Raw genomic sequence first — 15,681 nt, forward strand, 5'->3', positions numbered from 1 at the left:
GGGCAGCGCGCGGTGTACGGGTGTCGAAACGCGAGGGCTGCCCAGTGCCGTCGATGGCGTCGGGGCGGGGCCGACGGACTCGTCACCGCCCCCTGCCGGAGGACGCGCCTGCGGAGTCGCGGAGCGGGGCGAAGGACCTTGCGGCGCAGCCGGATTGGCCGCCGGTCGGCGTTGCACGGCAGGCTTCGCCGCACCGGAACCTACGCCCGTCGTCCCACTCCGATCACCCCAACCACCCGGAGTCTCCGGAGCCGCGGACGGGACAGGCGCCTCGACGCCCGCAACTGCTTCCCCGGCCTTGCCGTTCCCCGAACCACCCCCGGCAGCAGCCGGGTTCCGCCGGGCAGGGAGCCGCCGCTCCACCACAGGCGCACCTGCCCGGGCTCGCGTCAACGAGCCCGACCGAGAAGGCTCCGACGACACCGGGGTCACCCGTACACCCGAAGCCGGACGCACCGCGTCGGCCACGGGATCCGACCCACGCGGCCTCACCGCCTCCGGTCGCACAGCGGAGGAACCACCCCGCGCGAGAGGCCTGGACACCCCTCGCCCCGCAAGGTCACTCGCACTCGTACGGGCCCGCAACGGAACCGTCGGTACCGGCGCGGCACGGCCGGCCAACGGCAGCTCCCCCGCGGGCCGCCCCAGACTCGGCACCGCCCGTGCCGGCGCCGTCGTGGGCGCGGACCCCGCGATCCCGGCACTGCGCTCCGCGTCCAGCACCGCGCGGAACCCCGTACCGGTGAAGGACGGGTTCTGCCAGGTGGGCAGGCGCGCGCCGAAGCCCGCGTCGGCCACCCCGGTAGCCCCTGCGGCGGAGGCCCGCCGAATCGGCGCCAGCCCCGGCCAGGCGGCCACCCTCACAGCAGGTCCCGTAGAACCCGTAGGACCCGTAGAACCCGTAGAACCGTCGGAGTCGGAGCTCGCACTCACCTCGCCGGCCACCACCGCCCCTTCGACCCGCTGTCCGCGCAACCGGTCCAAGAACCCCACCGCTCAGCCCTCCGTCCCGGCTCGCGTCACCAGGGACGCGATCTCGCCGGTGTAGCGGCGGCGGTCGTGGTGTTCGAGGTCCAGGATGTCCTCCAGGCTCCAGTGGAAGTGGTAGGCGACGTACGCGATCTCCTCATGCAGCCGGTCGGTCGCGTACGTCACGATTCCCCCAGGCGGCTCCCGCCGAGCTCCACCTCGAAGGGTTCCGCGCAGTGCGGGCACTGAACTGCCGCGCGGGTGTGGCCCTCCGCGTTGATCTGGCGGTAGAAGTCCTGGAGGAAGGCGAGGTCGGAGGCGAACATGTTCTCCACGATCCCGTCGTGGACCATGGGGACCGAGCCCAGCCGGGTGATCACCCGGCCGAGCAGCACCACGGACAGGTACGCCGGGTTCTCCTGCACCCGGACGTCCCGCAGCGGCACCAACTCGTCGCGCGCGGTGGCCAGTCGCATCACACCGTCCTGGTGGACCGTTCCAGACTCGTCGACGTACCCGCGCGGCAACTGGAAGGGGAACTCGGTCCGCAGGGTCTGCCGTACGGCCGGAGCCGGAGCCGAGGCCTGTAGCGGACCCGCTCCCGCTTCGGCCCCGGACTCCGCACCCGGCATCGCCGTCGCCGCAGCCCCCGCAGCCCCCGCCGCCGCCCCCGAACGCCGCATTATTCGATGACCAGTTCTTCGAACACGATGGTCACGGACTCGGTGAGCGCGGCGGCCTCGCCCGCCTTCACCGTGCTCGCGTCGATCTTGCTGCACCAGGCGTTGCGCAGGTGGTAGCGCTTCACGGGGTTGTTCTGGAAGTCCATCATGATGATCGACGCGTTCTTGCGGGCGGTGGTCATCTGGCCGGAGATCGACTCGTTGATCCACTGGGTGAACGAGGCCGACTGGGTCATGCCGCGGATGACGGTGCAGGTGCCGTTCTTCTTCACGCCGGGCAGGTTCTTGACCACGTTCTGGCCGTTGGGGGTGTTCTGCTGGTAGGTGATGACGTCCTGCTCGATGCTGAGGCCGCTGACCTCGGCGAGGTATTCGACCATCACACCGTCGATCTGCAGGCCGAAATTGTGTGAGGTGAGGGCGTCACCCGGCTGGAGACTCATGAATTCGCTGTCCTTATGGCGTTACGGCGGCTGGCTGTTTGCTGACGGGGGCTCGCCTACTCCTCCAACTCCCCGCTGCCGCTGGAGAACTGAGCCAGCCGGAAGATCACGAACTCGGCCGGCTTGACCGGTGCGATGCCGATCTCGCAGACGACCCGGCCTACGTCGACGGACTCCGGCGGGTTGGTCTCCTCGTCGCACTTGACGTAGTACGCCTCTTCCGGCCGCTGGCCGAACAGGGCGCCGCTGCGCCACTCGTTGACCAGGAAGGCCGAGATGTTGCGCCGGATGCGCGCCCACAGCGCGTGGTCGTTCGGCTCGAACACCACCCACTGGGTGCCGATCAGGATCGACTCCTCCAGGTAGTTGAAGTACCGGCGGATGTTCAGGTAGCGCCAGGCCGGGTCGGAGGACATGGTGCGGGCGCCCCAGACGCGGATGCCGCGGCCGGGGAAGGCGCGGATGCAGTTGACGCCGATGGGGTTCAGGAGATCCTGTTCGCCGCGGGTGATCTGGGTTTCGAGGTCGACGGCGCCGCGTACGACCTCGTTGGCGGGCGCCTTGTGCACACCGCGCTCGGAGTCGTTGCGGGCCCAGATGCCGGCGATGTGGCCGCTCGGCGGGATCAGCCGGGACTGTCCGCTGGACGGGTCGAAGGTCTTGATCCACGGGTAGTAAAGGGCCGCGTACTTGGAGTCGTAGCCCGCGGTCTCCTGTCGCCAGACGCGGATCTGACGGGCGTTCAGGCTGGGCGGCGGGTCGATGACGGCGACGCGGTCGCCCATCAGCTCGCAGTGTGCGATGAGGCCCAACTGGACTGCCTTGACGGCCTCCAGGTCGATCGCGCCGCGCTGGTAGGCGGCCATCAGGTCGGGGACCGCGACCATGGAGATCTCGTCCACGGCCTCCAGGCCGCCGAAGCCGGTGCGGTCGGCGGAGTCACCGAGGTAGGTGCCGGGGCCGGGATGTGACGCCGTGTCATTTCCCTTGCCGGGGACGGCGGATGCGGCCGGGGTGGCGGCGGGAGCCCTGAGCGCGACCGTCTGGTTGTCCGGGCGGACCAGCTGGGCGGCGGGCGCGGACTCGGTCACGGTGATGAGCTTGGAGCGCTCCTTGACCTGGGTGACGACGTAGTTGCGGCCGCCCTTCTTGGCGGTCACGTCGAAGCTCTCGACGTCCCGGCCGGCGTCCTTGACGATCAGCCGGAACCGTTCGGCGGGTCCCTCGCCCTCGGCGTCGGCCACCTCGACGGTCAGGTCGCCGGGCGCCACGGCCGTCACGGCGAAGGTGCCGAGCTGGGCCGGCTCGCCGGGCGGCAGCGCGGCCGGAGTTGCCGAACCTCCCACGGCGGACGGGGACTTGGCCTCGGCGCCGGTGCCCTCCGCGGTGCCGCCGACGCGGACGACGTAGGCGGCCGAACCGCCGTTGTTGAAGAAGCCGTAGACGGAGTGCGCGAGGTAGTACCCGTCGGTGAACTCACCGAAGGCAGCGACGTACTGCGTCCAGTTGGTCACCAGGGTCGGCTCGTTCAGCGGACCGGTCGGGGCCAGACCCACGAAGGCCGCCACCGAGGTGCCCACTCCCTCGATGGGGCGCGAGCCGCTGGCCACCTCCTCGACGTAGACGCCGGGCGACAGGTAGGACGGCATGCTCTGCTCTCCTCGGGGTACGAGATAAGACGCTCTTGAGCCTCACTCGCGTGCCCCGGCCGCCGAAACGTCCTCGGGTTCCTGTCTCGGGGCAACCTCCGTGCCCTTAGGGGCAGTCCGGCCGCCTGCCGCGAGCTGCCCTGCGGTGCCCTCCCGGGCCGCCGCGACGAATGTTCCCACCGCTCAGGCGGCAACCGCGTTTACGACGGCGCCCCTTTGGGCAGTCGCCCTTGCCCCGGCGGCTCCTGACGTCCCTTCACCATCCGTCATAGCGTCGGCACATGAGTCTGTGGACCTCCCTGGAGCCCGCGTCCGCGACCGTCGATCCCGGTGGCAGTACCCGAGTGCGGCTGCGGCTGCGCAACACCGGCGACGTCGTGGACGAGTACCGCTTCGAGCCGGTCGGGGACATCGCGCCCTGGACCACCGTGGAGCCGCAGACGCTGCGGCTCTACCCGGGTACGACGGGCACGGTCGACCTGACCTTCGCGCCGCCGCGCACCCCGGACGCGACGGCCGGCCCGAACCCCTACGCCGTACGGATCACGCCGACCGAGCACCCGGAGGCGGTCACCGTCCCCGAGGGCAATCTGACGATCACCCCGTTCACCGAGGTGCGGGCGGAGCTGGTACCGCCGACCGTCAAGGGCCGGTTCCGGGGCCGCCCCCGGCTGGCCGTGGACAACCTCGGCAACACCAAGCTGACGGCGTCGATCAGCGGCAGTGACAACGGCGACCAGCTGTCGTACGACATCCATCCGGGCAATGTACAGATCGAGCCCGGCCGGGCCGCGTTCGTCAAGGCGTCCCTGAAGCCCCGGAAGATCATCTGGTTCGGGCCGAAGGAGCAGCGGCCGTACGCGCTGAACGTGCTGCGGTCCGGCGCCAACCCCCTTCCTGTGGAGGGGACTTACCTTCAGCGCGGGTTCCTGCCGCGCTGGCTCGCGACCTTCCTCGGGGCCGTCCTCGCGCTGGCGCTCACCTTCCTGATGCTGTGGATCGCGTACAAGCCGCAGGTGCGGACGACCGCCACCGAGCAGCTCAAGGACGCGGGCGTCAGCACCCTCGCACCCGCTCCCTCGCCGACCGCGAGCGTGCCGGCCCCGCCCTCCGAGACGGCCGCGGCTCCCCCGCCGGCCGCCGTGACCTCGACCGCCGCGGCGGCGGGCGGGGGCGGCGGCGGATCCACGGCGTCCGCCAAGCCCAAGCCCAAGCCGGCGACGGCGGCGACCGCGGTGAAGAAGCTGGCCGCGAAGGACTCGGGCCGGCACATCTGCTACCGCGCCTTCATCGCGGGCGACGGCTGGACGGACGCGGTCTGCGACGGGGCCGCGACCGGCACGGTCGACGACGCCAAGCAGATCACGGCCCTGAACATCGCGGTGTCGGGAAGCCTCGGCTCGGGCGCCAACGCCTTCATCCACAACCCCGCCTCGACCGACGGCAACGGCATGTGGGAGCCGCAGTGGACGGCGATCATCGACGACAACAAGGACAACTACATCGGCAGTTCGAAGGACGGCGCCCCGTACATGACGGGCTTCGCCCTCAACATCGGCAGCGGCCAGGTCTGTGAGACGGCCCGCAACACCGGGTGGGACTGGGGCGGTCAGGGGTGCGCGGACGCCCGCCCCAAGTACCTCTTCGGCGGCACGCTCGACAACTCCCGCTGGCTGGTGGCCGTCAAGTTCACGGTGTAGCGCGGCCGTTGGGTGGCTACCAGGTGCCCTCGCCGGGCACCAGCCGTCCCGCCTTGCGGTATTCGCGGCGGGCCCCCTCCAGGAGGTCCGCCGCGCCGACCGTGTCGCCGCGTCCGGCGGCGAGATAGGCGGCGGTGACGACCGCACTGCGGATGGAGCCGCCCGCCAGCTCGAACTCCTTGGCCAGCGCGGCGAGTTCGAGGTCCGGGGCGCTCGGCACATGGGTCAGGCCGTGCCGCCACAGGGCGAGCCGCTGCGCCGGGTCGGGGAACGGGAAGTCGACGACCAGGTCCAGCCGCCGGGTGAACGCCTCGTCGATGTTGGCGCGCAGGTTGGTGGTGAGCAGCGCGATCCCGTCGAAGGACTCCAGGCGTTGGAGCAGATAGGCGCTCTCCATGTTGGCGTAGCGGTCGTGCGAGTCCTTCACCTCGGACCGCTTGCCGAAGACCGCGTCGGCCTCGTCGAAGAGGAGCACGGCGTCGGTGCGATCGGCCTCGGTGAAGATCCGTTCGAGGTTCTTCTCGGTCTCGCCGATGTACTTGTCGACGACCGACGACAGCTGGACCACATAGAGATCCAGGCCGAGTTCGGCCGCGACGACCTCCGCCGACAGTGTCTTGCCGGTACCGGACTCACCGGCGAACAGCCCGAGCACCCCCCGCCCCCGGCCGCCGCCCGCGCTGAGCCGCCAGTCGCCGAGGACGCGGTCGCGGTGGCGTGCGCGCAGGGCGAGTTCGTGGAGTTGGGTCAGTGACCGCTCGGGCAGGACGAGGTCCCGCCAGTCGACGGCGGGCCGGATGCGGCGGGCGTGCTGTTCGAGCCCCGACGCCGACTGCTGGCGTGCGGCGAGCCGCAGGTGGGCGGCGGTCAGCGGGGTCCCGTCGAACGCGGCGAGCCCCCGGGCCGCACGCGCGGCGCGCGCGATGCGGTCGGCGCCGAGGTGGTACGGCGCGACGGTGGCCCGTACGTCGAAGCCGTTGTCCTCGCCGACGGCCGCCGTCCAGGCGCGTACCGCCGCGGCTCGCTGCCGGGGCGCCTCCAGGATCAGCGGGTCGCTCTCGCACCACTCGGGGTCGTACGGACGGGCCCCGGCGAACACCACGGAGACATCGGTGGCCGCCGTCAACGCCCTTACCAGCGTGCCGGGTTGGTCGGACAGCCCGCCCACCACGACCGTACGACCGCCCAGCCGCGCCTCGCGCAGCAGCTCCGGCACCCGCTCCACGGGGCCGGAGAAACGCACGGCGGGCGCCCGTGCCGCGGTCAGCGCGGCCGACACGCACAGCAGCCCGTCACCCTCGTGATGCTCCCTCAGATACACGGCGAGCGGCGGCCCTTCGGCGAGCAGCACGGCCAGCCGGTCCACGAAGCGGGTGAACTCGTCGTCCCCGCCCGGGTCTTGACCGTCGTACGGCAGTCTCGGCGCCGCCAGCGGGTGGAGGTGGCCGGTGAGGGCCGCGTCCGGGGTGTCGTCGCCGAGCAGGTGGGCCAGGATCCGGTCCGGGACCCGCAACGAGCGGCTGAGAAAAGGGCGTTCGGGTTCCTCCACGGCGAGGAGTCCGAGGGCGGAGAGCGGGGCCGTGGGATGGAACCGGGCCCGTCCCTCCGCGTCGTGCGCGGGGATGCCGCACAGGTCGAGAGCGAGTCCCACGGTGGCCCGGCGGCGGCCGACGTCGTCGTTGAGGTAGCCGTAGAGGGGCTCGAAGGTGCGGTCCAGGTCGGGGGCGAGGGCGATGAGGAGGAGGGCGGTGTCGAGGTCGGGGAGACGGAGGGCGGCGAGGCGGTCGGGTGCCGACTCCCATACGGGCGGGGCCGGTTCGGGTGATCGCAGGAGCAGGTACTCCACCGCCTCCCCGGAGAGGTAGAGGCCGCGCAGCGGGTCGGTGGCCGTGGGGTCGGTCGCGGAGCGCTGGGCGACGAGCAGGGCGACGCGCTCGCGGAGGCGGCCGAGCCGGGCGATGAGAGCGTCGGCCTCCGGCTCGATGTCAGGAGTCACGCCGACAGACACACCCGTTTCCTCGACCGTCACGTCCCCGTCCCCGACGTCCTCCGGCGTCGCGCCACCTCGCGGGCCTCCCGGGCCGCCGCCACCTGGCGCGGGCGGTGGGCCCGCTCCTCCGGTCCCGGCGACGTGCCGTCGAGTCCGTGCACGCGGACCGCGGCGCCCTCGGTGACCGGTGGGCCCGCGTCGTACTCCGGGTAGGCCGGGAACGGCGCGGTGACGACGAGGTCGAGGGAGGGCTTGAGTTCGCCGCCGAGGGCGGACCAGATCTCCGCGAGGGACCGCGACTCGGTCTGGATGCCGGCCACCGAGATCGGCACCGACAGGCCCAACTCGCGGAGGGATCCCGGGAGTTCGGCGGGAGCGACCAGCTCGCGCGGGATCAGGGTGGCCAACACGGCGGACAGCAGCCGGTGTTCGTCCTGCGGCCGTTTCGTCCACGCCGTCACCAGGTACGACAGCCGGAACCAGCGCGGCGGCTGGCGGCGCTTGACCACCACGTCCCGCTCGTCGCGCACGGCGACATGCCCGCGTTGGCGCCGGTGCACGTCCTCCCTGATGTCGTACAAGTAGGTGTTGATCGTGGGGGTGTTGCGCCGGGCCGCCCAATCGCGGGTCGGTGCGTCGAAGGACACCTCGATGCCCGAACCGGCGAGTGCGCCGCCGCCGATCAGGTCCCCCAGGACCTCGTCCACCTCGTGGATCACCGCCGTGCTCCCGCCCTGCCGTGCTGTCGTGCCCCGCCGTACGCGTCGGCGCCCGCTACGCCCCTGTCGGCCGTACTCCGATCGTGCCGTTCCAACCGGCCGTGCCCGCAAGCACGTTGGGGACGTGGGGAGGGCACGGCAGGTTGCCCGCGTGTCCGGCTTCGAGTGCCCGTTCGGTCAGATGTAGCCTTCCCGGAGGGCATGAGCCACCGCGTGTGCCCGATTGCGCAGATGGAGGCGGGTGGTGAGCCCGTGCATCACGTTCTTGACGGTGCGTTCGGAATAGGAGAGCTTGCTGGCGATCTCTCCGGTGTCGAGTCCCTCGGCGACCAGCCGCAGGACGTCCACCTCACGCGGCACGAGCCCCGCCGTCTGGACTCCGGACCGACCCGCCGCGCTGCGGTGCAGCGTCCCGACCTGTTCGACGAGTCGGCCGATCAGATCGGCCGGCAGGTCGCCGTCGCCGCGGGCCGCCGCGATCACGGCCTGCACCAGACGCTGCGCGGTCGCCTCCTGGCGCCAGACGATGGCTCCGACTCCGCACTCGATCACATCGAGCAACTCCGCCTCGCGCAGGGCCCCTACGACGAGCACGGCCCGCCCGCCCTCGCTGCGCACGAGTCTGCGCAGTTTGGTGAGCGCGGATTCGTCGAGTGTGTCGGCGATGAACAGGGCCACCCTGCCGGGTCCGGTGTCGGTCTCCTCGCGGAGGTCGATCTCCGGGTATCTGCGCAGCTGGCTGAGTGCTCCCTCGCGCGAGATCGGGTCCGGGGCGTGGACCGCCACGGGTATCCGGTCGCCGGGGTCGGCCGTACCGGGATGCCCGGTCCGCGATGAGCTGAGCAACGTTCTCCCTCGAATCCACATACGTGCCACCCCAGTTGCGCTGGTGGCGGCCGTGTACTCCTCACCCTCGTGGGGCGGGTGGGACGCGCGCAATCGTGGAGCACCACGAGCAGCACCACGAGATCGGACGAACGACGGACCACGACGGAGACGAGGAGGACCGCGATGACGGGGACCACACCTGACGCCGGAGAGTCCGTGATGCCCTGCGAACACCGGGACGCGGCACGGCTGTTGGCGGTGGAGGCCGCGCAGGCCCGCGCCGGTTCGGGGCGCCTCGTGCTGCTGCGCGGGGCCACCGGTACGGGCCGTACCACCGTGCTGGAGGCCGCCGCCGAGGACGCGGCGGCGCACGGCATGCGGGTGTTGCGGGCCCGCTGTTCGCCCCGCGACCAGGCGGTACCGTACGCCACCGTCCAGCAACTCCTCGGCCCGATAACGGAGTTCACCGACCTCGCGGCCGGCGGGGACGAGCGGGCGAGCGCCGCCCGGCTGGGGCGGGTGCTGCGCTCGTACGCCGACACGGCACCGCTGCTGATCGCCGTGGACGACGTCCATCTGGCCGACGCCGCCTCGCACCGCTGGCTGGTCGAGTCCGCCCGGCACGTGGACCGATTACGGATCCTGCTGGTGGTCACCGAGCGCAGCCAGTACGACATCGAGCCGTCCGCGCCGGGACTGACCCACACCCTGTCGCCCGCGCTGGTCCGCACCCTCACCCTGGCCCCGCTGACCGCCGAGTCGGCGGCCGGACTGGTCCGTTCGGTGCGCGCCGACGCGCCCGGACCCTGGGTGGACGACTGTGTCCGGGCCGGCGCCGGCAACCCCCTGTTGCTGCGCGCCCTGCTCGACGACCTCGGCGCCGGCCGGCATCCGACGGTGCCGCAGACGTCCGCCGCGCTGTACCCGGGGGCGTATCCGGCGGCCGTGTCCTGGTGGCTGGAGTCCGCGGGCGCGGCCACCGGCGAGGTCGCGCGGATCCTGGCCGCACTGGACGAGGGCTGGGCCCGGGACCCGCTCGCAGCGCTGCCCGCCGACCGCAGCGCTCCGGCTCCTGCCGACGAACTGGCGGCCCTGATCGCCGAGTTGGCGGGCGCCGACCCGGCGCGGGTGGCCGGCTGGCTCACCGCGATGACCGGGCTCGGGCTGTTGCGCCCGGGCCCCGACGGGCGCCCGCGCTACGCGCATCCACTCCTGCGCGACGCGGTACTCACCGGCGTGCCCGCGACCAGGCGGCGGGCCGCGCACGCGGCGGCGGCCGAGACGATGCAGCGCCACGGCGGCTCCCCCGACACGGTCGCCCGGCAGCTGCTGCTCGCCGACCCGGTGGGCGCGCCCTGGACGTCGGCCGTGCTCCAGGAGGCGGCTTCGCTCGCGCTGCGGGACGGGCGCGCGGACGACGCCGTCGCCTTTCTGCGCCGGGTCCTGGAAGAGCCGCTGCCGGACGGCCGCAGACAGCGGCTGCTGACCGAGCTGGGCTCCCTGGAGTACACCCGGACCTCCTCGGCCGGCATCCCCCGGCTGAGCGAGGCGCTACGGCTGTCGGGGGCGCCGCAGGACACGATGCGCGCCGCCGTCGCCCTCGGTACGGCACTGGCCGGCCGGGGCAGGACCGTGGCCGCCGTGGACGTACTGCGCACCGCGGAGGACGAGTTGACGGACCGTCCGCATCTGGTCCGCACCCTCCAGACCGCTTCGGTGCTGCTGGCCGAGCAGGACCAGTCGGTGCGGCAGGACGTGTACCGGTGGCTGCGTGATGCCGCCGAGGACTCGCCGGAGCTGGTCGGTACGGCCGGTCAGGCGCTGGTCGTGCGCCATGCGGCGACGGCCGGGCTGATCTCGGCGGCGGAGGCGATGGGGCGGCTGCGCGGGCTGCTGGCCCAGCCCGCCGACCCGCTGACGGAGCCGTTCCTGCTCGGCACGGCCGCCGCCGTGGCCCAGTGGGCCGACGAACTCCCGGAGGCGGAGCGGCTGGTGGAGCGCGGGTTGGTCGGGCAGCGTCCCGACCTGCTGCATCCGATGCACGACGCGCTGACCAACGTACGGGCCGACATCCTGTCCGCCCGGGGCGAGCACGGGCGGCTGCTGACGGAGGCGTGGGCGCGGAACTGGGCGCGCGGCACGCCGTCGAACGGGCACGCCACCATCCTGCTGGCGCTGCTGGCGACCGGGCAGGAGGCGCGGGCGCTGCGCCTCGCGAACGGTTTCGACCTCCGGTCGGCGCCCGACTCCTGGGAGTTGAACCGATTCCTGTACGCGCGGGGTGTGCTGCGCGCGGCGGGCGGCGATACGGCGGGCGCGCTGCACGACTTCCTGGAGTGCGGGCGCCGGCAGTCGGCCCGTGAGGTGGTCAGCCCGGTCGTCACGCCGTGGCGTTCGGCCGCCGCCGAGTGCCGGATCGCCCTCGGCCGCTCCCGGGAGGCGATCGGTCTGGCGGAGGAGGAGCTGCGGCTGGCCCGGGTGTGGAACACGCCCCGGACAGTGGGCCGTTCGCTGCGGGTGCTGGCCGCCGCGACCGGCGGGCGGCGGGGTGTGGAGCTCGCCCAGGAGGCCGTGGGGCTGTTGCGGGAGGCGCCGGAGGGGACGGAGACCGAGTTGGTGCCGGCGCTGATCGCGCAGGGCCGGGTGCTGACCGCGGTCGGGGACCTGCGGCGGGCCCGCGGGTGTCTGCGGGAGGCCGCGGAGCGCGCCGAGCGGCTGGGCGCGACCCGGCTACGCGCCCTGGCGGAGGGGGCGTTGGGGGAGAGCGGCGCTCGGCGCAGGGTCCCGGCCCGCACCGGTTCGGGGTCGCTCACCGACAGCGAGCGCCGGATCGCCGAGCTGGCCGCGGACGGCCGTACGAACACCGAGATCGCCGATCTGCTGCACCTGGCCCGGCGCACGGTGGAGACCCATCTCACCAGTTCCTACCGGAAGTTGGGCATCCAGCGCCGGGGCCAGCTGCCCCGGACGCTGGGCCGGGGCCAACACCCTTGAGGCGGACGCTACTTGTGGGTACGGGCGGTCGGGGTGGGCTCGGTGCCCTCCGCGCGTACGGTGCTGTGGGCCTTCTTCTTGGGGAGGTGGCGGGGCACGACGTCCTGGGGGAAGGTGAGTTGCTGGTTCATCCACTTCAGGGCGGCGGGCATCTCCCGTACCCAGGTGGGGAAGTTGTGGCTGCCCGACTCGGGCAGGATGGACACGACGCGCATGGGCGCCTTGACGGCCTTGATGAAGGCGAGGGTCTGCGGATAGCCGCGCTCGCCGTGCTTGCTCTCGGCGACCAGGACGGAGACCTGGGGGGCGGGCAGGTGCTTCAGCCGCCACATCAGGTCGTGTCCGTTGACCCGGTTGACGCGGCCCAGGCCGCTGCCGAAGAGGTTGCCGGTGGTGGGGTCGTCCTTGACCCGGTAGTCGGGCGAGAGCGCGGCGGCCGTGGTGTAGACGTGCGGGTTGCGCATCGTCAGCTGCAAAGCGCAACTGCCGCCGGAGGAGTAGCCCATGACGCCCCAGGCGCTGGCGTCGTGGCCGATCCGGTAGGCGGACTTCAGGGCCTGCGGGAGGTCCTTGGCGAGGAAGGTCTCGGTCTGCGGTCCGCCGGGGACGTTCACGCACTCGGTGTCGCGCGGCGGGGCGATCGTGGGCCGGATCATCACCATGATGGTCGGCTGCATCTGGCCGCTCTTCTGCAGCTGCCCGGCGGTCTGCGAGACACGGAGGTACTGGGCGAGGTTGAAGATGCTGCCGGGGTAGCCGCTGAGCGCGACGACGACGGGGAAGCGCTGCCTGGCGTACGCCTTCTGGAAGTACTGCGGGGGCAGGTAGACGAAGGCCGGGTCGACGACGCCGGTGCGGCGGCCGATGACCTTCACGGACTCCACCTTGCCGTTGACCGCGGGATTGCCGGTGGGCAGTCCGCTGACCCGGTTCAGCTGCTCGTCGGAGGCGGGCTGCACCAGCGCGCCCTTCACGGAGATGCCGGTCGCGCTGTCGCCGTTGTGGTCGGACGCCTGGGTCACGCCGACGGGCGCGGTGTCCGTGTTGCCGAAGAGCTCGTCCCACGATCCGAAGAACTGGTACGAGGAGTTCAGCCAGCACGCGAATGCGGCGATAATCGTGACCTGCGTCACTCCGATGGCCGTCAGCCGCCCAAGCACCTGCCGCACCCCGGGCTTGGCGAGCCGCGGCCACAGCCAGACAAGCAGCGCCACGCAGACGACGGCGACGGCCGCCATCACATAAACGGTAGTCTCGCTGGTCAAACCCATGCCACTCAGTCCCCGGTTCCTTGCCTGTGCTCGTTCCTTCATACAGAAGGAGGGCTACGAACCCCTTCGCGTTCCTCAACGAGTGCGAATAGGACAAAGAAGCGGGGTCTCTTACCGTTTCCATGGACGCCCCCTTACCGGATTTCGGGGCGTCCCCCTTGCGTCCTTCCGGTGGCCGGTCCCACCGTCCGTAAGACCCGCGTAAGGTCCGGCCGTGTCCCGTCGTCCGGCCCGACCCGGTAGGTTTCGCAGCGGCCCGAAGAGGTCGGCTCCGGGGAGGGGAACACCATGGCGACGGAGGACTCCGCCGTGCTGGCCGACAGACTGGCGTCCGCCCGGTTGCAGTACTTCGTCGGCAGGCAGCGGGAACTGGCCCTCTTCCGCCGCGCGGCGGCCGGCGAACCGGGCGCCCCGACGGTCGTCGTGCTGCACGGACCGGGCGGCATCGGCAAGAGCGCCCTGCTCCAGCGGTTCGCCGCGGAGGCGCACGCCATGGGCCGGCCGGTCGTGAGCGTCGACGCCCGTACGATCGACCGCTCCCCGTCGGCCTTCGAGGCGGCGACCGCCGAGGTCTTCGTCCGCGACAACGCTGTCCTGCTGGTCGACGACTTCGAGCGCTACCGGGACATGGAGGAGTGGATACGCGACCGGTTCCTCCCCCGGTTACCGGCCGGTGCCCTGGTCGTCGTCGCCGGCCGGCTCGCCCCCGACCCGCTGTGGAAAGCTGACCTCGGGTGGAGCGAACTGCTCCAGGTCGTGCCGCTCGGGGAGTTGGAGCCGGCGGACGCGCAGGCCCTGCTCGCCTCGCAGGGTGTCGACCCGTCCGCGCACGCGGCTCTGCTCCGGTTCGCGGCGGGCCATCCGCTCGCCCTGCGACTGGCCGCGGAGGCCGCGACGCACGACAGCACGTCGACGGACGAGGTCTTCTGGGCGCCGCTGCGCACGGTCGTCGACCGGCTGCTGACGCACCTGGTCGGCAAGCCGCCGTCGTCCGCGCACCGGCGGGCGCTGGAGGTGTGCGGCCATGTCGGCGACACCACCGAGGAGTTGCTGCGAGTGGCGCTCCCCGACGAGGACGCCACCGAACTCTTCGCCTGGCTGCGGCAGTTGTCGTTCATGAAGTCGGGGCCCTTCGGGGTGTGCCCGTACGACGTGGTCCGGGACGCCCTCGACAGCGACTTCCGCTGGCGCGATCCCGAGCGCTACAAGGCCATGCACCGCACGGTGCGCCGGCATCTGGTGGAGCGCGTCCGCGAGGCGCCGGAGAAGGAAGCCCTGCGGGCCGCCCGCGAGTTCAACCACATCGTCTCCAGGGCCCAGTGGCTTCGCGAGTTCCAGGGCGACCGCACCGAAGGGGCCGTCCATGAGCAGCCGATGCGGCCGGAGGACGCCCCGGCGCTGATCGAGCTGACCCGCAGGGTCGAGGGCGAGCACAACGCCCGTGTCGTCGCCCACTGGTTGCAGCGCCAGCCCGAGGCGTTCCACCTCCACCGCCGCTGCGACTCCGGCCAACTGCTGGGTTTCATGGCCTGGTTGAGGATCGACGAGCTGGACGACGAGACCCGGGCGGCCGACCCCGTGACGGCCGAGGCGTGGGACCTGGTGTCCGCGATGACACCCCCGCGCCAGGGCGAACACCTCGGTGTGGCCCGGTTCATGGTGCACGAGGAGAACCATCACCGGCCCTCGCGGTCGTGGGACCTGGTGCGCATGCGGATCGTCTTCGAACTGCTGCGCGCCAAGCACTGCGCCTGGTCCTGCTTCGTCAGTGCCGAACCGAAGTTCTGGACGCCGCTGATGACCTACCTGGGCATGTTCCAGCCGCCCCGCCAGGCCGTCCACGCCGATCGCGGGTACGGCCTGTTCTGCCACGACTGGCGGGCGGCGCGGGTCGAGGAGTGGGCCGAGGGAATCGACGCCCGGCTGCTCGGCGGGGCACCGGCCGTGCCGGCCGGAAAGCCCAAGTCCCGTCTGACATCGCTGAGTCGCGAGGAGTCGGACGCCGCGGTCCGCGAGGCGCTGCGCGGCTGGCTCGACCCGGGCGGGCTCGCCGACAACCCGCTGCTGCGCAGCCGGCTGGTGGAGGACCTCAGCGAGGGCGACCCGGTGACCGCGCTGCGCGACCTGATCCACAAGGCCGTACAGCGGCTGAACGCCCATCCGCGCACCCGGCATCTGTACGAGGTGCTGACGGCGACATACCACTCGACGTCGACGCAGGAGGCGGTGGCGCGGAAGTTGAACCTGGCGTTCAGCACGTATCGCAGACATCTGGCCCGTGCGCTGGACGAGGTGCGCGAGACGGTGTGGGACTGGGAGGTGCACGGCCGGATCAGGGCCGAACAGGAGCCCCCGCAAGGGAGTTGAAAGAATGCGGGGCAGTGACCGCCGGTCGCCCGGAAGGCCACTGCCCCAGTCCTCGTGCCAACTGTCTT

Annotated in this window: 11 protein-coding genes; 3 read left to right on the plus strand and 8 right to left on the minus strand. The window is 72.1% G+C overall.

Annotated elements, in window-relative coordinates; all coding sequences use genetic code 11:
* Positions 1-996: 996 nt before the first annotated feature.
* Genes ACWDEW_RS16925 through ACWDEW_RS16940 form a run of 4 tightly spaced genes read right to left on the minus strand, consistent with a single transcriptional unit; the run spans position 997 to position 3,744 of the window.
* Positions 997-1,155, minus strand: coding sequence for a DUF6760 family protein (locus ACWDEW_RS16925; protein ID WP_019075130.1), 159 nt, complete (start codon positions 1,153-1,155; stop codon positions 997-999).
* Positions 1,152-1,652 (minus strand): hypothetical protein, encoded by a 501-nt coding sequence (locus ACWDEW_RS16930; RefSeq protein ID WP_450513597.1) that lies wholly within the window; start codon positions 1,650-1,652, stop codon positions 1,152-1,154. Before ACWDEW_RS16930 ends, ACWDEW_RS16925 begins: the two co-directional genes overlap by 4 nt.
* Positions 1,652-2,095 carry a phage tail protein gene (locus ACWDEW_RS16935; protein WP_019063375.1) on the minus strand — a complete coding sequence of 148 codons (444 nt, stop codon included), beginning with the start codon at positions 2,093-2,095 and terminating at the stop codon, positions 1,652-1,654. Before ACWDEW_RS16935 ends, ACWDEW_RS16930 begins: the two co-directional genes overlap by 1 nt.
* A 56-nt stretch (positions 2,096-2,151) precedes the next feature.
* On the minus strand, positions 2,152-3,744 hold the full coding sequence (locus tag ACWDEW_RS16940; RefSeq protein ID WP_450513600.1) for a phage tail sheath family protein: 1,593 nt from the start codon (positions 3,742-3,744) through the stop codon (positions 2,152-2,154).
* Between the two features lie 281 nt (positions 3,745-4,025).
* Between ACWDEW_RS16940 and ACWDEW_RS16945 the strand changes: the two genes are divergently transcribed.
* On the plus strand, positions 4,026-5,444 hold the full coding sequence (locus ACWDEW_RS16945; RefSeq protein WP_450513602.1) for a hydrolase: 1,419 nt from the start codon (positions 4,026-4,028) through the stop codon (positions 5,442-5,444).
* 16 nt (positions 5,445-5,460) lie between these two features.
* Here ACWDEW_RS16945 and ACWDEW_RS16950 read toward each other — a convergent pair whose 3' ends face one another.
* The 3 genes from ACWDEW_RS16950 to ACWDEW_RS16960 all read right to left on the minus strand — a co-directional run bounded on the left by ACWDEW_RS16950 (position 5,461) and on the right by ACWDEW_RS16960 (position 8,999).
* A complete protein-coding gene (locus ACWDEW_RS16950) occupies positions 5,461-7,452 on the minus strand; it encodes an ATP-binding protein (protein WP_450513604.1) in 1,992 nt (663 codons plus the stop codon).
* A gap of 17 nt (positions 7,453-7,469) precedes the next feature.
* Positions 7,470-8,153 carry a DUF4255 domain-containing protein gene (locus ACWDEW_RS16955; RefSeq protein ID WP_450513606.1) on the minus strand — a complete coding sequence of 228 codons (684 nt, stop codon included), beginning with the start codon at positions 8,151-8,153 and terminating at the stop codon, positions 7,470-7,472.
* Positions 8,154-8,330: 177 nt separating this feature from the next.
* Positions 8,331-8,999 (minus strand): helix-turn-helix transcriptional regulator, encoded by a 669-nt coding sequence (locus ACWDEW_RS16960; protein ID WP_450513608.1) that lies wholly within the window; start codon positions 8,997-8,999, stop codon positions 8,331-8,333.
* A gap of 165 nt (positions 9,000-9,164) precedes the next feature.
* Between ACWDEW_RS16960 and ACWDEW_RS16965 the strand changes: the two genes are divergently transcribed.
* Positions 9,165-11,975, plus strand: a complete 2,811-nt coding sequence (locus ACWDEW_RS16965; protein ID WP_450513610.1) for an AAA family ATPase — start codon at positions 9,165-9,167, stop codon at positions 11,973-11,975.
* An 8-nt stretch (positions 11,976-11,983) separates the two neighbouring features.
* Here ACWDEW_RS16965 and ACWDEW_RS16970 read toward each other — a convergent pair whose 3' ends face one another.
* Positions 11,984-13,246 carry an alpha/beta hydrolase gene (locus tag ACWDEW_RS16970; RefSeq protein WP_450513612.1) on the minus strand — a complete coding sequence of 421 codons (1,263 nt, stop codon included), beginning with the start codon at positions 13,244-13,246 and terminating at the stop codon, positions 11,984-11,986.
* A 288-nt stretch (positions 13,247-13,534) separates the two neighbouring features.
* Here ACWDEW_RS16970 and ACWDEW_RS16975 point away from each other — a divergent pair, with 288 nt between their 5' ends.
* Complete coding sequence (locus tag ACWDEW_RS16975) at positions 13,535-15,613, plus strand: ATP-binding protein (RefSeq protein ID WP_450513614.1); 2,079 nt, start codon at positions 13,535-13,537, stop codon at positions 15,611-15,613.
* Positions 15,614-15,681 lie beyond the last annotated feature (68 nt).

It is taken from the genome of Streptomyces sp. NPDC001100, from assembly GCF_053598575.1.